At 72.6% G+C, this 24657-nt stretch carries 19 protein-coding genes, 1 tRNA gene and 1 pseudogene; 10 read left to right on the top strand and 11 right to left on the bottom strand.

What is annotated here, in order from left to right; all coding sequences use genetic code 11:
• Window positions 1-51: 51 nt before the first annotated feature.
• Both cobA and cobT read right to left on the bottom strand, forming a co-directional pair.
• Entirely contained in the window at window positions 52-1332 is a 1281-nt protein-coding gene (gene cobA, locus BUE45_RS12060; RefSeq protein ID WP_073378816.1) for a uroporphyrinogen-III C-methyltransferase, read from the bottom strand.
• Between the two features lie 228 nt (window positions 1333-1560).
• On the bottom strand, window positions 1561-3993 hold the full coding sequence (gene cobT, locus BUE45_RS12055) for a nicotinate-nucleotide--dimethylbenzimidazole phosphoribosyltransferase (protein WP_073378814.1): 2433 nt from the start codon (window positions 3991-3993) through the stop codon (window positions 1561-1563).
• Window positions 3994-4445: 452 nt separating this feature from the next.
• Here cobT and BUE45_RS12050 point away from each other — a divergent pair, with 452 nt between their 5' ends.
• The gene (locus tag BUE45_RS12050; RefSeq protein WP_073378812.1) at window positions 4446-5531 is read left to right on the top strand and encodes a peptidoglycan recognition protein family protein; all 1086 of its coding nucleotides are present in this window, start codon (window positions 4446-4448) and stop codon (window positions 5529-5531) included.
• A gap of 136 nt (window positions 5532-5667) precedes the next feature.
• Window positions 5668-6264, top strand: coding sequence for a GNAT family N-acetyltransferase (locus BUE45_RS12045; protein ID WP_073378810.1), 597 nt, complete (start codon window positions 5668-5670; stop codon window positions 6262-6264).
• 117 nt (window positions 6265-6381) lie between these two features.
• Here BUE45_RS12045 and BUE45_RS12040 read toward each other — a convergent pair whose 3' ends face one another.
• Complete coding sequence (locus tag BUE45_RS12040; RefSeq protein WP_073378801.1) at window positions 6382-6669, bottom strand: DUF6504 family protein; 288 nt, start codon at window positions 6667-6669, stop codon at window positions 6382-6384.
• Between the two features lie 261 nt (window positions 6670-6930).
• Between BUE45_RS12040 and BUE45_RS12035 the strand changes: the two genes are divergently transcribed.
• Window positions 6931-9024 (top strand): serine/threonine-protein kinase, encoded by a 2094-nt coding sequence (locus BUE45_RS12035; protein WP_073378799.1) that lies wholly within the window; start codon window positions 6931-6933, stop codon window positions 9022-9024.
• Window positions 9025-9200: 176 nt separating this feature from the next.
• Window positions 9201-10166 (top strand): quinone oxidoreductase family protein, encoded by a 966-nt coding sequence (locus BUE45_RS12030; protein WP_073378797.1) that lies wholly within the window; start codon window positions 9201-9203, stop codon window positions 10164-10166.
• 50 nt (window positions 10167-10216) lie between these two features.
• Here BUE45_RS12030 and BUE45_RS12025 read toward each other — a convergent pair whose 3' ends face one another.
• The 3 genes from BUE45_RS12025 to BUE45_RS12015 all read right to left on the bottom strand — a co-directional run bounded on the left by BUE45_RS12025 (window position 10217) and on the right by BUE45_RS12015 (window position 15045).
• Entirely contained in the window at window positions 10217-11314 is a 1098-nt protein-coding gene (locus BUE45_RS12025) for an SPFH domain-containing protein (protein WP_073378795.1), read from the bottom strand.
• Between the two features lie 85 nt (window positions 11315-11399).
• Complete coding sequence (locus tag BUE45_RS12020) at window positions 11400-11840, bottom strand: NfeD family protein (protein WP_073378793.1); 441 nt, start codon at window positions 11838-11840, stop codon at window positions 11400-11402.
• Window positions 11841-12111: 271 nt separating this feature from the next.
• The gene (locus BUE45_RS12015) at window positions 12112-15045 is read right to left on the bottom strand and encodes a penicillin acylase family protein (protein ID WP_073378792.1); all 2934 of its coding nucleotides are present in this window, start codon (window positions 15043-15045) and stop codon (window positions 12112-12114) included.
• 316 nt (window positions 15046-15361) lie between these two features.
• Between BUE45_RS12015 and BUE45_RS12010 the strand changes: the two genes are divergently transcribed.
• Window positions 15362-15880, top strand: a complete 519-nt coding sequence (locus BUE45_RS12010; RefSeq protein ID WP_073378791.1) for a hypothetical protein — start codon at window positions 15362-15364, stop codon at window positions 15878-15880.
• A gap of 117 nt (window positions 15881-15997) precedes the next feature.
• Here BUE45_RS12010 and BUE45_RS12005 read toward each other — a convergent pair whose 3' ends face one another.
• Window positions 15998-16867, bottom strand: a complete 870-nt coding sequence (locus BUE45_RS12005) for a cobalamin biosynthesis protein (RefSeq protein WP_245833048.1) — start codon at window positions 16865-16867, stop codon at window positions 15998-16000.
• 484 nt (window positions 16868-17351) lie between these two features.
• Here BUE45_RS12005 and BUE45_RS12000 point away from each other — a divergent pair.
• Window positions 17352-17427: transfer RNA gene (locus BUE45_RS12000), tRNA-Arg, on the top strand.
• 266 nt (window positions 17428-17693) lie between these two features.
• Entirely contained in the window at window positions 17694-18395 is a 702-nt protein-coding gene (locus BUE45_RS31805; RefSeq protein ID WP_143173337.1) for a hypothetical protein, read from the top strand.
• Window positions 18396-18931: 536 nt separating this feature from the next.
• Here BUE45_RS31805 and BUE45_RS11990 read toward each other — a convergent pair.
• Together BUE45_RS11990 and BUE45_RS11985 are read right to left on the bottom strand one after the other, a co-directional pair.
• Window positions 18932-19399, bottom strand: a complete 468-nt coding sequence (locus tag BUE45_RS11990; RefSeq protein ID WP_143173336.1) for a hypothetical protein — start codon at window positions 19397-19399, stop codon at window positions 18932-18934.
• A gap of 314 nt (window positions 19400-19713) precedes the next feature.
• Window positions 19714-20574, bottom strand: a complete 861-nt coding sequence (locus BUE45_RS11985; protein ID WP_073378787.1) for a hypothetical protein — start codon at window positions 20572-20574, stop codon at window positions 19714-19716.
• 334 nt (window positions 20575-20908) lie between these two features.
• Here BUE45_RS11985 and BUE45_RS11980 point away from each other — a divergent pair, with 334 nt between their 5' ends.
• Both BUE45_RS11980 and BUE45_RS11975 read left to right on the top strand, forming a co-directional pair.
• Window positions 20909-21748, top strand: a complete 840-nt coding sequence (locus BUE45_RS11980; protein WP_073378983.1) for a helix-turn-helix domain-containing protein — start codon at window positions 20909-20911, stop codon at window positions 21746-21748.
• On the top strand, window positions 21711-21893 hold the full coding sequence (locus BUE45_RS11975; protein WP_073378785.1) for a DUF397 domain-containing protein: 183 nt from the start codon (window positions 21711-21713) through the stop codon (window positions 21891-21893). The genes BUE45_RS11980 and BUE45_RS11975 overlap by 38 nt, the downstream gene beginning before the upstream one ends.
• Window positions 21894-22173: 280 nt before the next feature.
• Here the strand turns inward: BUE45_RS11975 and BUE45_RS11970 are convergent, their stop codons facing one another.
• Window positions 22174-22959, bottom strand: coding sequence for a hypothetical protein (locus tag BUE45_RS11970; RefSeq protein ID WP_073378783.1), 786 nt, complete (start codon window positions 22957-22959; stop codon window positions 22174-22176).
• A 15-nt stretch (window positions 22960-22974) separates the two neighbouring features.
• Window positions 22975-23478 (bottom strand): hypothetical protein, encoded by a 504-nt coding sequence (locus BUE45_RS11965; RefSeq protein ID WP_073378782.1) that lies wholly within the window; start codon window positions 23476-23478, stop codon window positions 22975-22977.
• Between the two features lie 886 nt (window positions 23479-24364).
• Between BUE45_RS11965 and BUE45_RS33300 the strand changes: the two are divergent.
• Window positions 24365-24582 (top strand): annotated as a pseudogene (locus BUE45_RS33300) (IS5/IS1182 family transposase); the annotation flags it as partial.
• Window positions 24583-24657 lie beyond the last annotated feature (75 nt).

Below are 24657 nucleotides of genomic sequence, written 5' to 3'. Positions count from 1 at the left end.
CTCCTCATCGGTGCTGACGTCCCTCCGGGCGGGCGACGCCATCGGGGGGTGTTATGGGAGATCGCGCCCGGTCGCCAGTCGATGGGTCTCGAACTGGGTTCCCGTGTGCAGTATGTCAAGTTCCCGCGCTGTTTGGACCACTTCTCCGATGATCGCCACCGCCGGGGGCCGGACTCCGGCGCTCTCGGCCGAATCGGCGATGGTGGCCAGCGTACCCGTGACCGTCCGCTGTCCGGGCAGAGTCGCGTCCTGGACCACGGCGACGGGCGTGTCCGCGGAACGCCCGTGGGACACGAGCGCTGCGGCGATCGCGGACAGGCGTTCGACGCCCATGAGGACGACGACGGTGCCGCCGGCGCGGGCCAGGCCCGCCCAGTCCACGGTGGAGCGGGGGTCGCCGGGCGGGACGTGGGCCGAGACGATGTGGACGTCCTGGGCGACGCCGCGGTGGGTGGCGGGGACGCCGGCGGCGGCGGGGGCGGCGAGCGCGCTGGTGACCCCGGGGACGGCGATGACGGGGATCCCGGCCTCGGCGCAGGCCGCGGCCTCCTCTCCCCCGCGGCCGAAGAGGAACGGGTCGCCGCCCTTGAGGCGGACCACGAACCTCCCCCGCCGCGCGCGGTCGACGAGGACGCGGTTGATCTCCTCCTGCTGCATGGAGCGGCCGTAGGGGATCTTGGCGGCGTCGATGATCTCGACGTCGGCGGGCAGCCGGTCCAGCAGGGAGGTGGGGGCCAGCCGGTCGACGACCACGACGTCGGCCTGGGCGAGCAGCTGGCGCCCCCGAACCGTGATCAGACCGGGATCCCCGGGGCCGCCGCCGACGAGGGCGACGCCGGTGAGGCGCTCGCGCCCGCGGCGGGCGTCCAGGGTCCCGTCGGCGAGGCCGTCGACGATGGCGTCGCGCAGTCCGGCGGCGCGCCGCGGGTCGCCGGACGCGACGACGCCGACGGTGACGCCGCCCTCCTCGCCGCTGGCCGGGGTCCAGGCCGCGGAGGTGTGCCGGTCGTCTGCGCGCACGCACCAGATACGGGCGCCCTCGGCCTCGGCGGCGACGGCGGCGTTGACCGCGGGGTCGTCCGTGGCGGCGTGGACCAGCCAGTGGGCGGGCGCGCCGGGCCCGGCGACGTCGCCCGGCTCGTAGGCGCGGGCGGTCCAGGTGATGCGCCCGGCGGCGGCGAGGTCCTCCAGCGCGGCGGAGACCGCGGGGGACACCACGGTGACCCGGGCGCCCGCCCGGAGCAGCACGGGGACACGGCGTTGGGCGACGCGGCCGCCGCCGATGACGAGGACGTCACGGTCGTGCAGGCGCAGGCCGAGGAGATAGGTCACGGAGCGGACCCCTTCGGTCGTCGGTTCCGGACCCCGGCGACGGCGGCGGGGCACCGGCGGGCGCTCTGACCGGCCGAAAGTCCGGCACACCCGCCGGAAATGGTCGGCGATTGCTCCAAAGTACCTTGTCAAAGCGGTATTACGAGGAGGTGAAGGAAACCTCCTGGGAAATGTGAGACCGCCCGCACCCCGGGGGGTGCGGGCGGTCCCGTCCGGCGGTCCCCCCGGTCAGCGCCCGGAGTCGACCCCGGCGTCGTCGAAGGTGGCGACGTCGCGCAGCGCCCGGGCCGCGCCCTGGAGCAGCGGCAGGGCGAGCAGCGCCCCCGACCCCTCGCCCAGGCGCATCTCCAGGTCCACCAGCGGGCGCAGGCCCAGGTGCTCCAGCACCAGGGCGTGGCCGGGCTCGCTGGAGCGGTGCCCCGCGAAGTAGGCGTCGGTGGAGTCGCCGGAGACGGCCGCGGCGGCCAGGGCCGCCGACCCGGCGATGACGCCGTCGAGCAGCACGGGGACGCGCAGGGCGGCGCCGCCGAGGATGAACCCGGCCAGGGCGGCGTGTTCGAGCCCGCCCAGGGCGGCCAGGGTGCCGATGGGGTCGGCGGGGTCCACAGGGTTGGCGGCCAGGGCGCGGCGGACCACGTCGACCTTGTTCTCGAACATCGCGTCGTCCACACCCGTGCCGCGGCCGGTGGCCTCCTCGGGGGCGGCGCCGGTGAAGGCGCAGATCAGGGCGGCCGAGGGGGTGGTGTTAGCGATGCCCATGTCGCCGGTGATCAGGCAGCGGTTGCCCGCGGCGACCAGGTCCCGGGCCACCTCGATGCCGCTCTCCAGGGCCTGCATGGCCTGGTCGCGGGTCATGGCCGGGCCCTGCGTGATGTCGGCGGTGCCCCGGGCGACCTTGCGCGAGAGCAGCCCGGAGGTGTGGGGCAGGTCGCCGACCACGCCGACGTCGACCACGGTGACCTCGGCGCCGACCTGGGCGGCGAAGGCGTTGACGACCGCCCCGCCGTTGAGGAAGTTGTGCACCATCTGCTCGGTGACCTCCTGCGGCCAGGCGGTCACCCCCTGGGCGTGGACACCGTGGTCCGCGGCGAACACCGCGACGGCCGCGGGCTCGGGGATGGGGGGCGGGCACTCGCCGGCGAGTCCGGCGAGGCGGACGGACACCTCTTCCAGGATCCCGAGGGAGCCCGGCGGTTTGGTCATCCTGTCCTGCCGGTCCCGGGCCTCCTCCACCGCGCGGGTGTTCAGGGCTCCGATGGCGGCGATGGTCTCCTCCAGGAGGGTCGTGGGCTCCTGACCGGGCAGTCCGCGACGGCCGAAGCGGTCGTGGTGCACCGCCCAGGACAGGGGGCGTCCCTTGGCCCAGCCGGAGAGGCTGAGTTCGGGTTCGGTGGGGAACTCCTCGACGTGGCCCAGGCACAAGTAGGCGACGACTTCGAGGTGGGAGGGGAGGTCGAGGGCGCGGGCGACGTCGCGCTCGTCGGCGAAGCCGACCCAGCCCACGCCCAGGCCCTCGGCCCGGGCGGCCAGCCACAGGTTCTCCACGGCCAGGGCGCAGGCGTAGGCGGAGCTCATGGGCTTGGCGTGGCGGCCGGGGGTGGGCCGCGCGCCGCGGGTGGGGTCGACGGTGACCGCGATGTTGAGCGGGGCCTCGGCCACGGCCTCGACCTTGAGCCCGGAGAACGCGCGGGCGCGGACGCTGGGCAGGGCGTGGGCGTACTCGTCGCGTTCGCGGTGGGCCAGGTCCAGGACGCGGCCGCGCAGCTCGGGGTCGCCGATGACGACGAAGTCCCAGGGCTGGGAGTGGCCGACGCTGGGCGCGCGGTGGGCGGCGTCCAGGACGCGGGTGAGCACCTCGGGGTCGACCGGGTCGGGGAGGAACCCGGTGCGCACGTCGCGCCGGTCGTGGATGGCGCGGTAGACGGCGGCGCGGGAGGCGTCGTCGTAGGCGTGGTCCGGGAGCCCGCCTGTCGGGAGGGCCTGCGCGGCGGACGGCTCCGGGCCGGCGGGGGCCGGAGCGGGTCGGGGCGGCTGTGCCGGGTGCGGCTCGGAGTGGGGGAGGGCCGCTTCGTGTGCGTGCATGCTCTGTTCTGCTTCGGTGGTCGCGGGGGTGGTGTCCGCGGGTGTCCCGTCGGCGGTGGCCGCCGGGTGGTCGGCGCGTTCGGGCGGCACGGCGTCCGCGGGCCGGTCCCCGGCGCGGGGGGAGGCCGGGGCGGGCGCGTTCCGGAAGGGGATGACGTTGGGCCGGGGCGCGGGCGGGGCGGGTTCGGCGGGCCGTTCGGGGGCGGGGGGCCTGGCGCCCTGAGCGGGCGCGGGCGGCGGCGCGGGTGCCTCGGGCGGCGGGGCGGGCACGGCCGGAGGTGCGGCCGGAGGTGCGGCCGGAGGTGCGGCCGGAGGCCGGGCGACGGGCGCCGCGGGGGTGGGCCGCTGCTGCGCGGGGAGCGCCGGGGAGGGCGCGGTCCGGGCGGCGGGAGCCGGCTCGGGGCGCCGGAACGGGTTGGCCCCCGCCGGGCGCCGGGGGCTGGTCCCGCGCCCGCTCTCGGGCAGGCCGTCGAGCAGCCCGCCCAGCGGTCCGGATCCGGAGGCCGCGGGAGTCCGGCCGCGGGAGTCCTCGCCGCCGGAACCGCCGTAGCGCGCGTCCTCGCGGTCGTCGTCGGTCATGATCGCCCCCAGTGAAGGTGTGTCGACTGCCCGTTCCCACTGCTCGTCCCGGTGTTCGACCGGTAAGAGTAGCCTGCGGCGGCGCGCCGCCCGCACGGGTCCCCCGGACCTGGGCGGATCGCCGGTCGACCCCCTTCCCCAAGCCCCTCACACCACCGTCAACTGTGCCAGAGCCGCCCCGCGGGCGCGCCCGGGCGGCGTCCTCCCCCGGCCCGGGACCGGACGGCGGCGCGGGGCGCGGGACCGTACGCGGACGGCGGTCCGCCCGGGTCCCCGGCCCGCGGCGGGGCGCCGGCGGCGGGGTACCGCCGCGGCCCGCCGGGGCCGGATCCGGCCACCGCTGGCTCCTCCCCCGCGTTCCCCCGCCCCGTCACCCGGAGTGGCGGCGCGTGTGCGAGAGTGGCAGCGCTCCCTGCCCCCGGGCCCCACCGAGCATCCGAAGGAGACCCCCCATGCGACGACGCACGTTCCTCACCGGTGCCACCGCCGCGGCCGGGCTGGCCGCGCTGAGCGGCGGTCCCGCGCCGCGGGCCGCCCTGGCCGGCACGGACGGCACCGTCCCGCGCGTCCTGGCCGAGACGGCCCCCGCGGGCGGCCCCGTCCGCCCCGAGCGCCCGTTCGACGTGGTCACCGTCACCGGGCGCCCCGGTTCCCGCGGCGCCATCCGGTTCCGGACACCGTCCGGGACCGGCGGCTGGGAGCCCCTGCACCTGCACTCCGAGGGCCGCGAGGGCGAGGAGCCCGTGGGCTCGGCCCTGGTCCGCGCGCCCGAGGGCGCCACCGGCTACGAGGCCGACATCGAGGGGTCCACCGCCGCCGTCAACCTGTTCGACGGCGAGGGCCTGCGCGTCGGCGGCCCCGGGCAGGCCTCCCTGTCCGCCGGGGACACCGGCTCCGCGGGCTCTCCCGTGCTGCGCCTGCGCACCCGCGCGGGCTGGGGCGCCGACGAGTCCTGGAGGTTCGACGACGAGGGCACCGACCTGTGGCCCGCGGTGTTCCACCCGGTGCAGGCGATCACCGTGCACCACACCGCCATGGCGACCACCGGCGACCACGCCGCCGACGTACGGGCCGTGTACTACCTCCACGCGGTGGAACAGGCGTGGGGCGACATCGGCTACCACCTGCTCATCGACCCCGAGGGCACGGTGTACGAGGGCCGCCACTCCGGCGGGGACGGCGTCCCCGTCTTCTCCGGTCCGCCGCGGCCGGGCCGGGCCCGCTCCGTCACCGCCGGGCACGCGTTCGGCGTCAACCACGGCAACATCGGCGTGTGCCTGCTCGGGGACTTCACCGACGCGCTGCCGACCGCCGCGGCCCAGGACTCCCTGGTGCGCGTGCTGCGCGTGCTGTGCGCCGTGACCGGGGTGGACCCCCGCGCCGAGATCGACTACACCCACCCCGACACCGGGGCCCTCACCCCGGGCCCGGCCCTGGGCCGGCACCGCGACTGGCTGGCCACGGAGTGCCCCGGGGAGTCCTTCGCCGAGGTGTTCGAGACCGCCGTCCGCGACCGCGTCGCCCGCGGCCCCGCCTGACCGCCGGTCCCGGCCGACCGCCCGTGGCCGACGCCCCGCGGCGGGGCGCCGGCCACGGCACGGCCGGTGGGACCGCACCCGCGACCTGCCTAGGCTTGTCCGGATCGCGTCCTGTGAACCCGGGAGATGAGCCTCCATGACCGCCGAGCGTCCGCGCCCCGTCCTGCCCTCCGTCGTCCTGGAGACGGAGCGGCTGCGCCTGCGCGCCTTCATCGAGGACGACATCGACGACGTGTACGCCGCCTGCAACGACCCCGGCCTCCAGTCCTGGCTGCCGCTGCCGCGCCCGGGCTGCCCCTACACGCGCACCGACGCCGAGCAGTGGTGCCGGGAGATCGCCCCCGGGATACGCACCGGCGGCGAGGGCCAGCAGTGGGCGGTGACCAGCGCGCAGGACGGGCGCCTGGTCGGCGCGGTGGGACTGATGCGCGTGCTGTGGCCCGCGATGAACAGTGAGATCGGCTACTGGGCCGCGCCCTGGGCGCGCGGGCTGGGCCACACCGCCGAGGCGGTGGTCGCGGTGTCCCGCTGGGCCCTGGACCGGGGGTTCCAGCGGCTGGAGATCAAGGCGGCCACCGGCAACACCGGCTCGCGGCGGGTGGCGGAGAAGGCCGGGTTCACGCTGGAGGGCGTGGAGCGCAGCGCCATGCCGCTGCACGAGGGCCGCACCGACCTGGCCGTGTACGGGCTCGTCCCCGCCGACCTGTACGACGGGCGGGCCGCCCGGGGGTAGGGCGCGCGGACCGGGCGCACCGGGGCCCGCGCGCCGGGCCGTGTTCGAACACCCGGGGCCGGGCGGCCCGGCGCGGGGCGGCCGGCACGGGCACCGCCACCGCGCCGCGGCACCCGCTCAGCCCCACACCCGGGAGAGCGACCAGGTCCCGGTGGCGGTGTCGTGGCGCAGTTCGTACACCCCCTCGGAGCCGGCGGCACCAGCCTCCAGGCGCCAGTGCTCGCTGCGCGGTGCCAGGGGGCCGCGCGAGGCCCGCCAGCCCTCCTGCGGCGTCACCCAGTGGTCCATGATCCGGCGCACGCCGTAGACCCTGCCGTTCCAGGTGAACCGGGCCGGCCGGCCCGCGTCCCGCACGACCGTCACCTCTGTCCCGTAGTACCTTCCCACGACACTTCCCCTCGGCATCGACCCCTCCGGCCCCGCGTGTGCCCGCCCGTGGGGAAGATACGGACAGATGTTCGAACAAGTGTTCCCACAGTAGCGAAATCGGCGGACCCGTGGAACTGTTTCGCGAAGGTCGGCATCACCTCATGTGACCGGTGCGAGACGCCACCGGGGGCGGGACCGGCCGGGCCCCGGCGATCCACCGCCGGGAGGCGCCCGGCGGACCTCCCTCGGTACGCTGGCACCACCCCCATCCCCGATTCCATGCGAGGACCCTGCACCGTGACGTCGAACGGCCACCAGAGCGGCAAACCCCTGCGCGCGGGCGACCCCCGGGAACTCGGTGGCCACCGCATCACCGCACGCCTGGGCCGCGGCGGCATGGGCACCGTGTACCTGGCGCAGGACCCCTCCGGGCGGCCCGTCGCCGTCAAGCTCATCCACCCCGACCTCGCCGACGACGAGTCGTTCCGGCTCCGGTTCGCCCGCGAGGTGGAGTCGGCCCGCCGGGTCGCCCGGTTCTCCACGGCCGGGGTCATCGACGCCCGCCTGGAGGGCGACCCGCTGTACATCGTGTCCGAGTACGTTCCGGGCCCGAACCTGGACGAGGCGGTCCGCGAGGGCGGACCGATGACCGGGGGCACCCTGGAGGGCCTGGCCATGGGCGTGGCCGCCGCGCTCACCGCCATCCACGGGTCGGGGGTGGTCCACCGCGACCTCAAGCCCGCCAACGTGCTGCTGTCCCCGGTGGGCCCCAAGGTGATCGACTTCGGCATCGCCCGCGCCCTGGACGACTCCGGCGGCGGGGTCACCCGGTCCAGCCAGCTCATGGGCACGCCCTCCTACATGGCCCCGGAGCTGCTGATGGGCGAGCGGCCGACCGCCGCGGCCGACATCTTCGCCTGGGGCTGTCTGGTGGCGTTCGCCGGGCGGGGCGAGGCGCCGTTCGACGCCGCCAGCGTGCACGCGGTGCTGCACAACATCACCACGGCGCCCCCGCGGCTGGAGGGACTGGACCCGGCCCTGCACGACCTGGTGGCGGCGGCCCTGGACAAGGACCCCTCGCGGCGCCCCACCTCGCAGCGGATCCTGGCCCGGCTCACCGGGCAGGAGGACCCTGCCGAGTCCGAGGTGCGGCGCACCATCAGCGACTCCTGGGAGCTGCCGGTCGGCTCCCCGGTGCCCGGTACACCGCCCGTCCCGGACACCCCGCCGCACGGGGGGACACCGCCCGGGGGCCGGACCGCCCACCCGTTCGATCCGGGCGCCCGCGGGCCGGGCGGCGGACACGTCCCGCCCCCGCCGCACGACCGGGGTGTCCCCCGCAACGGCGACGGACAGGTTCCGCCCACCCTGTACGAACAGGGGTTCCACGGCCCCGGCGACGGGCGGGTGCCGCCCACGCACCGCGTCCCCACCGGGCACTCCACCCCGCCGTTCGACCAGCCGGCCCACCGTGCCCACACGGGGCCGGGCGACCCGGTCCCGCCGCACCGCGGCACGGACGGGGGCCGGGGCGGTGCCCCGGGCGGCCGCCGCCTCCTGGCCCTCGGCGCGGGAGCGGGTGCGCTGGTCCTGGTCGCGGGGGTCGGCGCGGTGGTCCTGCTGAACCGCTCGCCGGAGGTTCCGCCGAGCAGCTCCCTGTACAAGGACGACTTCAGCACGAACCCCAACTGGAACTCCCAGATCCGGGAGGAGGGGCTGAGCGACGGGTACTGGGCCGACCAGCGCGGCTACCTGCTCACCCTGGAGCCGACCGACATCTCCGACTCCCGCGCCGAGCTGGTCCCGCTCTCGGTCTCGGACGAGGAGCCCCTGCCCGCCTCCGTCGTGGTGAGCGCCACGGCCTACGCGGTCCAGGGCCCCGAGGCCGGACTGTTCGGCGTGCGCTGCTGGAACAACTTCGACGAGGACGACAACCGCAGCCAGTACGAGGCCCTGGTGCGGTTCGACGGCGGCGCCGAGCTGCGGCGGATGAACGAGAACGGCGGCAACCAGGTGGTCGCCGACGTCGGCGCGGTGGGCTCCTTCGAGCCCTACCCCGTGGTGGCCGCGGAGGTGCGCGACGAGGGCTACGAGGCCGGCGAGCCCTACTCCTTCGACGCCGAGGCGGTCCCGCTCAACACCGTCACCCTGTCCTGCCGCTACCACGACGCCGACGCCGAGGGCGGGGAGCGGATGGAGCTGTCGATGTGGGTCAACGACGAGCACGTGCTGTCCTACACCGACGAGGAGCCGCTGCCCGACAACGCCGAGGACGTCGACGAGCGCCGCCAGTCCGGGATGGTGCTGCGGCCGGGCCCGGGTCTGGAGTCCCTGGGCGTGCTCTTCACCGACTTCTACGTCGGCGAGATCGCCGAGGAGGGCGCGCGCTAGGCGCCCCGGCCCGCCGACGGCGGCCGGAGCGCGCCGGGCACAGGCCCCGGCTCCGGGGCCCGGACGCGCCCGGCGCCCTTCCCCGCGCGGGCGGCGGCGGAGCGCCGCCGTGGTGCGCACCGGCACCGGCCTGGCATGATGCCGCGGAGCATTCGCATTCGGTGAGGAGTGGAAGCATGCGCGCCATCGTCCTGGAGGAGACCGGCGGACCCGAGGTCCTGCGCCCGTCCGAGGTCCCCGACCCCGTGCCCGGCCCCGGTGAGGTCCTCATCGACGTCGAGGCCCGCGGGGTCAACTTCATCGACATCTACCAGCGCAGCGGACAGTACGAGGTCCCGCTGCCCTTCGTCCCTGGCATGGAGGCCGCCGGGACGGTGGCCGCCGTGGGGGACGGCGTCGACGACCTGTCCGTCGGGCAGCGGGTGGGGTGGGCGATGGCACCGGGCGCCTACGCCGAGCGCGCCGCGGTCAAGGCCTCCCTGGTGGTACCGGTGCCCGACGCGGTGTCATCGGAGCAGGCCGCCGCCCTGCTGCTCCAGGGCATGACCGCCCACTACCTGGTGAACTCGGTGCACCCGGTGGCCGGGGGCGAGACCGTCCTGGTGCACGCGGCGGCCGGCGGCACCGGGCTGCTCCTGGTCCAGCTGGCCAGGGAGCGCGGCGCCCGCGTGATCGGCACCGTGTCCTCGCCGGAGAAGGAGCGCATCGCCCGCGAGGCGGGGGCCGACGAGGTCGTCCGCTACACCGAGACCCCCGTGGCCGAGGCGGTGCGCGACCTCACCGGCGGGGAGGGCGTGGCCGCCGTCTACGACGGCGTGGGCCGCGACACCTTCGGGGCGAGCCTGGAGTCGCTGCGCCCGCGCGGTGTGCTGGCGCTGTTCGGACAGTCCTCGGGCCCGGTCGAGCCGGTGGACCCGCAGCGGCTCAACGCCGCGGGATCGGTGTACCTGACCCGGCCGTCGCTGGCGCACTTCGTGGCCGACCGCGAGGAGCTGCTGTGGCGGGCCGGCGACCTGTTCTCGCTGGTGGGGGCGGGCCGCCTGGACGTGCGGATCGGCGGTCGCCACCCGCTGGCAGAGGCGGGCGCCGCCCAGGCCGCGCTGGCCTCGCGCGCCACCACGGGCAAGCTCGTCCTGGTCTGACCCGGCCGGGTCCGGGCCGGGGCCCCTCCCCGGCCGGGACCCGTGGGGCGCTACCCCTCCTCGCGCGGGACCGGCGCGGACTCGGTGCCGCGCGTGCCCGCCACCCCGGCGCGGCGCACGTCGTCGCGGGCGTCCTCCACCGCCCGCCGGGCCGCCTCCGCGGCGTCCCGGGCCGCCTGCGCGGACGCCGACCGCTCGGTCGGGTCGGGGCCGGTGAGCTGGGCCGGGCCGGAGCCCCCGGCGTCCTCGTCCTTCTCCGTGGAGGGCCGCGAGCGCACGGCGTCGCCCGCGAAGGCGTGGGTGACGTTCTTGACGGCCTCGGTGAACTCGCCCGGAATGACCCAGAACGTGTTCCCCTCCCCGTTGGCCAGCTGCGGCAGGGTCTCCAGGTACTTGTACGCGAGCAGCTTGGCGTCGGCGTTGTTGGCGTGCACGGCCTGGAAGACCCGCTCCACGGCCTGTGCCTCGCCGTCGGCCCGCAGGATCGCCGCCTGCTGGTCGCCCTGCGCCTCCAGGATCGCCTGCTGGCGGGCGCCCTCGGCCTTGAGGATGCGGGCCTGCCGGTCGCCCTCGGCGTGCAGGATGGCCGCGCGCTTGTCGCGGTCGGCCCGCATCTGCTTCTCCATCGCCTCCTTGATGGTGGGCGGCGGGTCGATCGCCTTGATCTCCACCCGGTTGACGCGGATGCCCCACTTGCCGGTGGTGTCGTCCAGGACGCCGCGCAGGCGGGTGTTGATCTCCTCGCGGGAGGTGAGCGTGCGCTCCAGGTCCATCGAGCCGATCACGTTGCGCAGCGTGGTGACGGTGAGCTGGTCGATGGCCTGGATGTAGTTGGCCACCTCGTAGGCGGCGGCCTTGGGGTCGGTGACCTGGTAGTAGAGGACGGTGTCGATGTTGACGACCAGGTTGTCCTCGGTGATGACCGGCTGGGGGCGCGAGGTGAACACGTGCTCGCGCAGGTCGAACTTGGTGTTGACCCGGTCCACGCCCGGGATGAGGAAGTTCAGCCCGGGCCCGAGTGTGCGGATGTACCGGCCGAAGCGCTCGATGTTGTACGCCCGCGCCTGGGGAACGATGCGGATCGACGTCAGGGCGAGGGCGACGAAGAGGACGGCGAGGATGATGAAAGGTATGACGAGTTCTGTCATGTTCGGCACCTGATCTCGGATCGTGTGTGCGGCGGTGCGCGCGGCCCGGGCCCGCCCCGCCGGTCCCGGCGGCCGGGCCGCCGGCTCAGGGAAGGGCCTCGCGCGGGTAGACCACGGCGGTCGCGCCGTCGATCTCCATGACGTCGACGTGCGCTCCCACGGGGATCACCAGGTCCTCGTCGATGCTCCGCGCCGACCACTCCTCCCCGGAGAGCTTGATCAGTCCCCTGTCCCGGTCCACCGGCTGGAGCACCACGGCGCTGCGTCCCACCAGTCCCTCGACCCCCGAGCGCACCACGGGCCCGCGGGAGAGCTGGCGGCGCATGATCGGCCGGACCAGGTAGACGCCCGCGGCCGAGGCCGCGACGAACCCGATGATCTGCACGGCCACCGGGAGTCCGACGGCGCCGAGGAGGGCGGCGACCAGGGCCGCAGCCGCGAGCAGGCCCAGGACGAAGGTGAGGGTGAAGACCTCGACGACCCCCAGGACGACGGCGAGGACCAGCCAGACCAGCCAGGCGTCCATGTACCCCCCTCCGGTTCGTGTTCCGGGTACTCCTTTGCTACCCACACGGGCCCGACAAACCACACGATTCGCTTACGAGTACGGGGATTTCGCCCGTTGGACCCGGCAGCGCGGTGACCTGTGCCGGAGCCGCTCACCGCACGGCGCGCGACCGGGCGGACGGTGTCCCGGGCGGGGCCGCGGGAGGAGTGCGCGGCCCCGTTCGGCCCCGGACGCGGCGCGGCCCCCGGAGGCACCCGCTCAGGGCCGCCGGGGACCGCGCCGCCCGCCGCTACCGTCCGCCGGAGAACTGGTAGACAAGCTGGTAGGTGGGCCGGTTCTGCCAGGCGATGGGCCACATGTCGATGCCTCCCACCGACTGGTGGATCACCGTGTCGGCGCACAGCTGGGCGCCGACCGCGCAGTGGTCGTCACCCGGGTAGACCTCGCCCGCCGGGGTGGCCACCGCCTCGGCGAGGGTGTCGAGCAGCACCGTACGGCACTGCGCGAGGTCCCCGCCGCCGCAGTAGGCGCCGTCGCCGAGGGGGCCCTCGACGTCCTGCCCCAGCACGGTGCGCAGGTCCTTGTCCACGTACGACCACCATCCGTACTGGAAGGCGGAGCCGCGGTGGGGCTGGCCCTGGTTGACACTGCCGGGCGTGCCCCCGCCGATGTGGCCCGAGGGCGACTCGTCGATCTGCGCCACGGCGGTCAGGCCGGTGTAGAGGTCCTCCCCCAGCTCGGGTTCGAACTGGGCCCGGACCAGGAGCGGCCACCAGGCGTCCAGGACGCGGATGGAATCGGCGTAGGAGTAGTAGCCGGCGTCGCGGAAGGGCTCGCGCCGCTGCGACCCCGCCGCGTTCCACTGCCGCAGGCCCTCGACCGCGGACGCGAGTCCGGGGTCGGTGACCTCCGCGGAGTCGATGACCTCCAGGAGCAGCGGCAGCACCTCCTGGGCGCGCAGGTCCGCCGTGCCGGCCTCCATCATCACCCGGGTCAGGCTCGCGGTGGTGAACGCGTGCCCGCCGTCGACCAGCGCCGACACCCGGGTGTCCAGCAGGTCGCCGCGGTGCACCGAGCCGGTGGACCAGCCCGAGGTGTACCCCTGGGCCGGCTTGTTGTTCCAGTTGACGATGTAGTCCGGGTCGACCGCCTGCGGGTGCTCGCTCTTGGGGATGTAGGCGACGCTGTTGTCCTGCGGGTCCCAGCCGGCCCAGCCCGCGTCGGAGTAGGCGTCGATCGGCAGGTTGGGGTTGGTGCCCGGGTTCCGCTCGGGGTTGGCGCCGGAGTTGATGAACGCGATGTCCTCGTCGTCCACGTAGTGCCAGTTGAACGCGTACCCGATGTCCCCCGCGGCGTCGATGAACGTCTCCGCCGAGGTGATCTCGTCCGGGTCGTTGAAGCGCTGGAACCCGATGATGGAGTCCACCTCGTGCATGTAGGTGGAGCGCAACGACGTGAACGCCACCGGGACCCCGTCCGCCGTCGCGAACGACTGCACCAGCCCGTACTCGGACCGCAGCGAGGTGAGCGTGTAGCCGCCCGCCGGGGTGCCGTCGGCGACGGTGGGCGACCACTCGTTGGTGACGCTGAGCTCCTCGAAGGGCGTGCAGTCACCGGAGGAGTCGACGTAGGCGCGGGAGGCGGTGGTGGGCGCGGACCCGTCCGTCTCGCACAGGTGCACGGCGAAGGTGTCGGTGAGGTCCTGGCCCGCCGACGTGGCGCTCCAGGCGTAGTCGACGCCGCGGCCCATCTGGACGTAGAAGCTCACCCCCGCGAAGGAGGCGCCGCGGGCGCTGATGCCCGGCCCCTGGAGCTCCTGGAGCAGGAGCAGCTGCGGGGAGAAGTACGCGGTCTGCGGGCCCATGACGGCCACCGGGTTGCCGCTCTCGGTGTGCTCGCCGGAGACCAGCAGGGCGTTGGACATGCCGCGCGGGTCGAGCAGCCCCTCGGGCAGCACGCCCTCGTCGAACACGCCCTCGGCGGCGGAGAGGTCGCCCTCCTCCACCATGGCGTCGATCTCCCCCTGCTGCTCCTCGGTGAGGTCCTCGACGGTGGCGTCGCCCTCCTCGCCGGGGGCGGCCGTGGTCGCCGCGTCGGGCTCGGGGGACCGGGCCGCCTGGCCGGAGGCCGCCGAGCCGTGCTCGTCGTGGACGATGTCGTAGTACTCGACCGAGCCCGGGTCGGGGTGGACCTCGCCGACCGGGTCGTCGGGGGTGCCGCCGTAGGGGAACTCGCCGGGGATGCTCACCACGGCCTCGGGGTCGTTCTCCATGCGCCAGTCGTGCCAGAGGGCCAGGCCCTCCTCGGCCCCGTAGCGGTCCTGGAAGTTGGCCAGCACGAGGGCGGACTGGACCTCGCCGCCCCCTCCCCCGCCGAAGATCCCGCCGACCATGGAGGCGATGCCGACGACGTCGGTGGCGGTGAAGCGCTCGATCTCGCCCGCGTTGGTGATGGCGTCCTTGTGCCCGGTCAGGACGTACTCGCCGGGGAAGTACCGGCCGCCGTCGGCCTGGTCGATGTAGGTGTTGACGCCGTCGATGTAGTCCTCGACGTCGGCCAGGGCCTGCTCCCCGCGCTCTCCCGAGGCGGCGACCCGGTCGATCTGGGCCTGCTTGTCCTCCTCGGTGTAGGGCGCGCTGCGCCACAGGTCCTGTTCCAGGCCCCGGTTGCCCTCGGCGCCTCCGGCGAAGGAGGTCAGCTCGCCGCGCCCGACGCGGCGCAGGACGTCCATGAGGAAGAGCCGGTCCTCGGCCGCCGCGTAGCCGGCGCCGAACATGGTGCCCTCGCGGGTGGTCCCCTCGATGTGCGGGATGCCGTGGTGGCGGTCGCGGGTGACCGTGACGTCGGCCCGCGGCTTGTAGGTGCGGCCCACGTCGCCCCGGGCCACGCCGAAGGTGGCGTCGAGGAAGAAGTCGTCCAGGCCCGCCTGGGTGAGGCCGTCGTAGTGGTGCACGAGGTTGTCGTACATGTCGAGCTGGCTGGAGGAGAACTTGGGCCGGGTGCCGAAGACCTGGTGGCCGAGGATCTCGACGAGGGTCGCGCTGCCGTTCTGGCCGGGCGGGAGGATGTCGTGGCATCCCCCGGGGGCGCAGTAGTCGGGGACGGGCTCGGCGGCGGCGGGCGCCGTGGGCAGGGCCGCGACGGTGGCGGCCGCGACCGCCAGGGCGAGGCCGCAGGCACCGGTGCGCAGGCGCCTGCGGAGGGTGGGGGGAGACGGGGGCATGTGCTGTCACCACCTGGGGGTGCGGGCGATGGTTCAGCGGCATGTTACGTACCGGTAAGTAAAGTGCGAAAGAGTTTCATGTTCTGCGGCGGAGCGGGGCGCGGACCTGCGCGCGGCCCCGCCGGACCGCAGGTTTAGAGTGACCTACGCCACATCCAGCACAAACGGGCGGCGACGCGGCGCACCGGAGCCGTCACGAACGGTCCGCACCCTCCGGGGGCGTGGCCACATCCGGCCACGGCCCGCGGGCCCCTGCGGCCGAGGTCGGACGCGGGATCGCGTTCCGCCCTCCCCCTCCCTTTGACACAATCGGCGCATGAACCCTTACCCTTCCCCCGACGGCGACCCCTGGCAGCAGCACCAGCAGCCGCCGCACGACCCGTCCGCATGGAACCCCGCCGACGGGTACGGGGCGGTGGAGCCCTACGGCAATCCCACCGGCGGCTACTCCCCCGTTCCCTCCGGGCCGGTCCCCGGCTCCCACGACGAGCCGGTGCTGAGCACCATCGGGGACATCGCCATCACGCAGAACACCGTCATCACCCCCGCCGGGCGCTTCCCGATCCGCGGGACGGTGTGGACGGTCACCGACATGACCCGCACCGAGCGCACCACCCCGGTCTGGGCCGTGATCGTGGCGATCCTGGTGTTCTGGTGGACCTGCCTGCTGGGCCTGCTCTTCCTGCTGGTGAAGGAGGAGAAGACCAGCGGCCACGTCCAGGTCACCGTGCAGGGGCACGGCCACTACCACGCGGCCTCCATCCCCGCCTCCTACCGCGGGCTGTCGGCGCAGATCAACCAGCAGGTCAACTACGCCCGCAGCCTCGCGGCCTGAGTCCCCGGGAAGGGCTTCGGGGCGGGGGAGGGTTCCCGAGCCCGGGGGCACGGGCAGGGCGGGCGCCGTCGCCGTGGCCGCGTTCGGGACCGCACCGGCGGCCCCCGGTGCGCGGACTCAGAGAGCGGCCACCGCGAGGGCGCCGGCGCCGACCGCCCGGGACAGGCGGACCGCCCGCCGGATGTCGCGCACGGCGGGAGGCGGCCCGTCGCCCATGACGGGCCTGGACTCCGTGTTCTCGCCGTACACGTTGGTACCGCCCAGGGAGACGCCGAGCGCCCCGGCGAAGGCGGCCTCGCACTGACCCGCGTTGGGGCTCGGGTGCCGGCCACCGTCACGGCGCCAGATCCGCAGGGCCGTGGCCGCGTCGCCGCCCACCAGGGGCGCGGCGGCCACCGCCAGCAGGGCGGTGAGGCGAGCGGGCCCCCATCCGGCCAGGTCGTCGAGCCGCGCCGCGGGGGTGCCGAACCTGCGGTACCGGGGACTGCGGTGGCCGACCATGGCGTCCAGCGTGTTCACGGCACGGAACCCGGCCAGGCCCGCCGTGCCGCCGAGAGCGCCCCACACCAGGGGTCCGACGACGGCGTCCGAGGTGTTCTCGGCGACCGACTCCACGACGGCCCGCGCGATCTCGCGCTCCCCCAGCCCCCGCGGGTCACGGCCGCACAGCCGCGGCAACAGCTCACGGGCGCGTTCGAGGTCGCCGGACTCCAGAGCACGGGCGATCCCCTCGGCCTCCCGGCAGAGCATGTCGCCGCCCAGCACGGCCCAGGTGAGCACGGCGGTGGCGGCCTGGCCGCCCCGGCCGGCCAGCCACCCCAGCCCGACCGCGGGCAGGACGGCCCCGGCGGCGAACACCGCACCGGCCACCGCCGAGTCCCGGTACACGCTCCGCTCCCACCACCCCGCGGCCCGGCCGAACGTCGCCACGGGATGGCCCCTCTCGGGGTCCCGCACCAGCACGTCCAGCAGGTAGCCCGCCGCCATTCCTCGTGATCGCACCGCACCACGGTAGCGACTCGGAACCTCACACTCTCCGCGCGATTACCCAGAGTGATTATAGTTACTCAGAGTAGTCGATGCCGAGGAGTCCCCCATGCACATCCCCCTGACCTGGACGCTCCTCCTCATCGGCCAGTGGTGGGGCTTCTGATCACTGGAATCCAGGAGTTCACGAAACACCAGCGGGCCTGCGGCGCAGCATGGGTTAATCACCGGTAACGTGGTGCACGAAACCCATAGAGGCCGGTTTGACGGACCACGGGTGGTAACGAGCGTCAACTACGAATCACTGTAGTTGCCAAACCTTTGCCCGCCCGTGGGCGAGATCTGCCGAATACCCTAGAATGTCTGCCCGAGACACCACGGCACGGGCCGACCGCCCGACCGCAGGTCGTCGACGCCGCCACGGCCGCACCCCAGTGATCACAACGTGGTCACGCCCCGCCACCGCGGGCCACAATTGAAGCGAGCACCCGTAGCTCAGTGGATAGAGCACCGGACTTCTAATCCGATGGCCGCAGGTTCGAATCCTGCCGGGTGCGCCACAAAACCCCAGTTCAGATGGGGTGCATGAGGACCTCGCAAGAGGTCCTCGCCGCGTTTCGGGGCCTGAAGTGCTCCATGTGTGCTCCCCGGTACAAGGTCCCGTACAGGTGGAGTCCGACCTCCCGGAGCACTTTGCCGTCCGGTACCCCTGTGTCCCCTGCCCGGCGGCACCCTGTGTCCGGCCTCCCTATGCCCTATCAGTTCGCATACGGCCGTTTCAGCCGAGCCCCCTTACACGACTGGCCTCACGCAGAAAGAAGCCGATGTGATCGATGCGTTCGACTGGGGTTCCGTTCCCGGTCCCGTGGACTACTACCGTGCGACAGCGGTCCGCGACGGTCTCCGAGGTCTCTCACATGCTCGCGGGCGCATGGACGCGGCGTCGGCTGCGTCCCTCCTGGCGGGTGGAGGAATCATCCATGACCACAGCGGCACGGTCCTGCCCGCGGCCGTCCCGGCGGCCCCGATCCTGCTCCAGATCGCGGAAGAGGGCTGTAGCGGGGTGCAAGAGGCTGCGCTGGAACTCATCGTGAACGCGTTGGACTTCCGTCCCTGGCCAGGGTTCGTACGCACCCGGGGCCAAGTCCGTCTGTGCTGCGCGATCGCCGATCACGTCCACGCACGTGCTCCCGCCCTGGCCAGGTTCGGTGACCGAAGCCGTCGCCTGCTCAGGGCGGCCCGGGAACACTGGCGGGTGAACGTCGAGGAGATTTACACAGAAGGCACCGACACCCTGGTATTCGGCACCATGGCTGGATCACTACCGGTGGTTCCGCAAGCAGCCGAACTCCACGTCGGCGGCAGTGTTGCCGGTGTAAGCACCCTGGCCATGGAGTATCCGGCAGTCGAGGATCACGCGCAGGTGTGCGTTCGTCTGACTTCTACGAAGCTGTCGAAAACCCACTCCGGAGCCAGGCTGTACAACGCATCATGCGGCGGACAGGACACACAACGATCAGTCCTTTGATCCGATGGCCCACCAGCACCGTCAACGGCGAAGCCCCAGACCAGGCGGAGTGAAACCGCCACACGGCCCAGGGCTGACGGCACTGCATCGCTCCTTGTGCGCCCCCGCCCCGCTACCCGACAGAGACTGTTTCCCCACGCAGCATCGCGGTGGTGACCGTCCGCTGCCGCTTGGCCACATCGGGATGCACCGAATGGTAGGTGTCCTGGTTGAAGTGCGTCGTCGCGTGGCCCGGCTCGACCAAGGCCACCTTCACTCCCGTATCCGCTGCCAGAGCGAGCGAGGCAGCTCCGTGGCGGAGCCCGCGTAAGGCAATAGGCGGGAGTTCGGCGGCGTTGGCGACGTGGCAGAACCAGTCACCGGCCTGTCGCGGATGCCACCCGCACTGTCCTGACGAGAGGACGCGGACTCCGAACCGGGGAAAGTTGCCGCTGCTGTGAGGCGCTGCCCGCTCTGAATGAAGAAAACCGAGGGCACGGTGAAACTCCGGGGCGCCTCCCGGCAGGAGAAGACGCCCCGGGCTGCTCGCAGTTTCCTCAGCCCCGCAGTGCCAGATAGGTGCGGATGCGGTCGGTCAGCTCGGCGAACTCGCCCTCAGCCAGTTCGGGAACTGCTGCCGGGGGCCTTGTCGGGTAGTCCTCCGATTCGGCCGTGCGGGGGCGCGGAACAGCTCCGAGGTCGAGGTAGGGGCGCACCAGAGCCCCAGCGACCAGATCGGGGTCGGCGTCCACCCGGTCCGCCGCCGTGAATGGGGCGGAGCAGTCGCGGTAGGCCTGCTCCCAACGGGTCGAGGCGGTCGAGGCCCCGGCCACCCAGGCAGCCTGTGCGGGAAAGCCGGGCGGGTCGGTGAGCAGGTCGCCCCGGCTGAAGGAGGTGACGGGCCGAGGCACAGCGGGCAGCGCGCCCGGGACCAGACGGGGCGACGGGGTCGGCCGAGGGCTGAAAAGTGCGGCCAGGGCGGTGGCCAGCAGCGCGGCGGTCAGCGCCCACACACGCCCGGCCATGCTGTGACAGGGCCGCCGGTGACGGCCGGTAGTAGGGTGTTCCACGGTCTCCTCCTGGAGCTATCAGGTGGTGATCTCGCCCCGGCCCGGTGTTCGAGCACCGGTCGGGGCACATCTGTGTTTCCAGTTTGTGAAGCCGCTTCTCGTGCGGGTGTCCTTGGCCCCGAAGGGCTGGGCTTTCCGCCCGGACCCGCTCGGGGTTGTCTCTCCGCCCCGTGGGGGACGCGGGGTTCCCGGCGGGCTGGTCGATGGTCGCTCTGCCTCGCGAGGTGGTTCAACCCCCGACCCGCAAACCGCCTACGTGCGGGTGTTCGTCATCCACGGGTCGATATCCCGGTCCCGCCACCCGTGGTCCGTTCCTCCCTCCGGGCCCGGGTCTTGGTCACCCGGGAGGCGATCAGAGAAGGGCTGACCCCGAAGCACGCGGCCAGCGCCGCGTAGCTCTCCCCCGCCTCGTGCCGCGCCAGCAGCTCGGCGTCGGGCACCCCCAGGTCCCGGGGCGGTCGGTGCCCGTAGCGGCGCACATGCCCCTCGGCCTTGCGCTGTAGGGCACGGCGCTTGCGCAGCCGGACCAGGTACATCACGTTCTGGTGCCGCGCCCCGGAGCGGTCATAGCCCCACAGCAGGGACGGGGTCTCCCCCTCGTGCCACAGCGCCAGGAACGCCCGCCGGGCCCGCCCCAACGTGCGGGTGAACGTGACCGGGTCCATGTTCAGGGAGCGCTCCGCGCGGCGCCGGTCCTCGTGCTCGGCCAGAGCGGTGAGCACTTCCCGGTGAGTGGGCTTCAGGGCGGTCCAGATCTGCGCCAGGGCGAGGCGGTCGACGATCTGGTCCTCGTGGGAGTGGGCCGGCGCCGAGGCGCTGGTCCAGTACCGCACGAACGCCCGAGTCAGCAGGGCCTTGTCCTTGCCGCCCAGCCCGCGGACCTTGAGGTCCTGGTAGTGCTGCGCCTTCATCGCCTTCCACCCGACGGCGATCAGCTCCGTCTCCTCCGGACGCTCGTGGGCGAGCTGGAGGTGTTCGGCGATGGCCTCCCACGCGGTCTCCGCGCGGTGCGCCGGGTCCATGGCGTCCACCCACCGGCACTCCCGTGCCGCCCACACCGCCAACCGCACCACCTGGAAGGCCGTGTACCCGTGCCCCACCGGATCGTCGGCCCGCGGCCGGGGCAGCAACGGACCGAACTCACTCGACCCATACGGGGCATTGTTGTTAGCGGGCGCCTTCTCGCGGTGATCGGTGAAGGCTCTCGTGAGCCCATCCGGTTCGTTGTGCTCGGCGCGAGCGGGTTCCCGCGCGGGAGCAAGTCCTCGTAGTCGTTGGGTTCGGCAAGGACCGGGGGAAGAGGTCATCAGGGTTCTCCCTCACGTGGTTCGTGACAGAACCCAGTGTCATAAATGGAAATCCCCAGGTGAAGATAGTTGTAGCTTTCCTGGAACCAGACCTAGAAGGCTGGAAAATTCTGGAAAACACCCGTGCAGGCCGGAAGCTCGTGGTCTCATGGGTGCCATGCCCCCTGATAAGAAGGCGCTGATCCGCTATGGCCGTGAGTTGCGTGCTCTGCGTGATGAAGCAGGGCTGACCCAGACCGCCCTGGCCCGTCGGGTGTCCATCAGCAAGAGCACGATCTCCGACATCGAACGAGGCAGGACCGCCCCCACCCCTCAGCTGCGCGCCGACCTGGACGCCGTACTGGGGTCGGGGCGGCTAGAGCGCGTGTGGACCGAGTCGACCGGATCGGGCCGTGAGGCATGGAAGTACGAGGTGGCAGCCCTGGTGGACGGGGCGAGTGCGGTGTACGAGTACCAGGTGCTGGTGTGGCCCGCTCATCTGCAGACAGAAGCCTACGCCCGCACTCTGATCCGCTACGGAGCCCAGTGGTTGTCCGAGGAGGAACGAGAGACACGTGCGGCTGAGAGGCACAAGCGCGCCACACGCATGGCCGAGAGTCTGCACCCGAAGTTGTGGGTGGTGGTGGACGAGACGATCTTGATGCGCCGCTACGGTTCGCCGCAGATCATGAGGGACCAGTTGGCGTTCGTGGCGGACCTGGCCGAGCGGGAGCGGATCACGATGCAGCTCGTTCCCCTGGGGGCCTCCAAGCACCCGGGTAACTCGGGGGCCTTTAAGCTGATCACGACGGACAACACGCCGGATGTGCTGTTCGCGGAGTCCGTCCGTGAGGGTCAGCTTGTCACCGACGCGGTGGAAGTGGCGCAGTTCCGAGGACAGTTCGCCGCTCTGCAGGCCGCGGCGACCAGCCCCGAGGTGGCGCTATCCAGGTTGCAGGACGAGATCAGAAGGTTGGACGATGAACAGGCCCAGGTGGCACAAGAGCAGCTTCAGTGACGGCGGCTCGAACTGCGTGGAGGTGCGAGAGCATGTGAGCGGGGCCGATGTTCGGGACACACAGCACCGCAACGACGCCGAACTCACCTTCCCCGCCGCGGAATGGCACGGCTTCCTGACCCAGTTCAAGCACCAGGCCCTCTGACACCCTCGGTTTCCCGCCTCTGAAGACCACGTCTTCAGAGGCATTTTCTCGTGTTCCTGCCCCACCCCCCCGACCACCGACACATTGGCGGCCCGGTCATGGATGCCGACCACCGAGACGTGTGCCGGGAGGCGATCCCAGCACTCGCCGCAGCCTCCGGCAGACACCGCACAGAACAGTCACGAGAAGCGCCGGGACCCGCGGGAAGTCGGAAGTGGATTTTGGTGCTTCAGGGCAGAGCGGGAACCCCGTTCAGACTCGACCATGCCAGGCCATCCGCTCACCCACCGGGTCGCGGGCTCAGACGGACGGTGGCCACCACAGGGACGCGCACGCCCTGCTCGATCGCGGCCTCACAGACGAAGGCCATCAGCCACCCGATCGCTTCATAGGACCACTCCGCCAGGTGCCCCTCGAAGGTCGCACGGTGCCCCTCCGGCTTCGCGGCAGTGAAGTCGGGGACCCTTGGAGTCAGTCCACGGGCCGCGTCCAGTCCGGGCACGGCGGTGATGTCGGTGAAGACCCGTTGGTGGATCTGAAGCAGCCGGTTCGCCATCGCCGATGCGGCATCGGCGACCTCTGCACTGGTGCCGGAGTCCAGGCTCACCACCACCGCGGTACGGGACTGGGCGGGTAGCTCGGCGAACCAGGGAAGTGCGCTCACGAGGTCGCTGTAGGCGCCTTCGTCAGGATCGGGAGGCAGGTCCTGCAACGGAACGAGCAGTTGGGCGGCCTCCAGGTCGAGCCGCCCCACGCGGTCGGCGACCGCCCCGGCGCAGTCCAGCATCTGCTGGGCGGGCACCGCCCGGCGAGGTCGGGCGAGCGACTGCTGGGAGACCTGGAACCACAGCCGTCGACTGCCCTGACCCACGGAGTCCAGGCCGGCGTCGTTCATGCCCCACAAGCCCGCTTCGGGCCGCCTGTCGTCGGGAGCAGCCAGCCATCGACAGGTCTGAGAGCGTGCGTGAAACAGGATGTAGGGGTCGGCGTCGGCGGTGGCGGGGTCGTACCAGGGGTGGAGATCCAGGGTGCCGTGCAACGCGCAGAACAGCGTCCCGTCAGCCATCGTGCCTCCTCGGCATCAGTTTCGGCAGGTGAGGGGGTTCTCTGTTTCGATGTATCTGCGGAAGGGGTCGTCGAAGATGCCCACCAGGTCGACGTCGACGACCGTGCGCCATTGGGTTCGTGTGCTGGCGTTGCAGTCGGCCCGGGCCACGGCACGGTTGGCCGATCCTCCGCCTGAGTAGACGGTCTTCTTGCCGGTCGAGCCCGCGTACTTCCAGGATCCGCCCACGTATTGCTGGAGGCGAACGGTCACTACGGCCTGGTTGGTATCGCAGTCAATGTTCTCCCACCAGGCATGGCCGGAAGCCTGACCTGAGGATCGGTGGACCCTGTCGGCCAAGGTGTTGAACCTGCAGATGAGCTCACCTTGGGCCTGGCCGGTGGGGGCGTGGCGAGCGGTGGAGAGAACCGACCGGACGTCAGGCGCAGGGTCGGTTCGGGCGTGGGCCGGTGTCGTCAGAGCCAGGGTGAGGGATACAGCCGTGGCCAGGACGACCAGTGTGCTCGCGAACTTGGGCACAGGCCCACCCTCTCTGATACGCGGCAGGGGCCATGACGCACCTGTCAGAGCCTCATGGCCGGGACAGCCGTTCTTCGAGTTGCAGAACGACCAGAGCCAGATTGATCTCTCACTGTGACGGGTGCGCTACACGAACATATACAAGCTTTCGTCAGCCCGAAGGTGACACGCCCAGCGTCGGATCCGGCGCTCGCACTGACCGTTGAATGCGTATGAACCACCAGGCAGCGCAGATCCCCCTCCGCCGGTGCGGGACGGAGCATCACTCGACGACATTACGGCCTCGATAGGCCTCGGCATCGAACACTGGGCCACAGCCGCCTTCGGAAGCGCCGACCAAGGAGTTCATCCGCTTCGGGCCCAACTCGCGAGGTGCCACCGGATGCCGTCGGTAAGCCGTGCGTGCTCCGTTCGTGCTCTGCGGTTTTGGAACGGGACGACACCGGGTGGCATGGCATGGCACCGGTCGACACGGAGGATCGGATGGGGTGGCATGAAACGGTACATAGCGACACGCCACGGTAAGTAACCACTTCTAATCCGATGGCCGCAGGTTCGAATCCTGCCGGGTGCGCACCAAAACCCCAGTTCAGACGGGTTTCCGCGAGGACCTCGCAAGAGGTCCTTGCGGCGTTTTCGGGGCTTGTGTGCTCCTCGTGTGCTCCCCAGTACAAGGTGAGTGCAGGTGGGGGCCGACCTCGCAGAGCACTTTGCCGGGGCGTGACCCTGCGGGGCCGCGCCGGCGTCCCCCTTTTTCCGCCTACCAGCGCCCCACAGCCGCACTGACGGCCCCGCGGGGTGTGTCGACGGCGGGCCCGCTCCTGTCGCACCCGTAGCCCCATATGACCGTTTCCGGCAAACCCCTTACCCGGAACGAAACACTCGCCTGCGCCGCTGGCCGCGCAAGCAGGGGATCGTGCACCGCCCGGACCGCCGGGTGCTGGAGTCCCCTCGGCGGTCGGGCAGGCATCAGTGGCGGGTCGAGCGCACCATGGCCTGGCCGGCCGGATGCCGTCGTCCGCGCCGCCGCTATCGGCCGACCACTTCGTGGCCTTCGTCGGCATCGCCTGCGCACTGATCCGCCATCGCCGACTCACCGAGTGAGATGGGCCCCGATGCGATCGGTACGGGCGGACCTGACGGTCGAAGTGGGTTCCACCGGGACCCCGCGGGAACCGA

The organism is Nocardiopsis flavescens (assembly GCF_900141985.1).
GTDB classification, from domain to species: Bacteria; Actinomycetota; Actinomycetes; order Streptosporangiales; family Streptosporangiaceae; genus Nocardiopsis; species Nocardiopsis flavescens.
The sequence above is the reverse complement of the archived record's forward strand: the minus strand, read 5'-3'. Positions and strand labels throughout refer to the sequence as shown.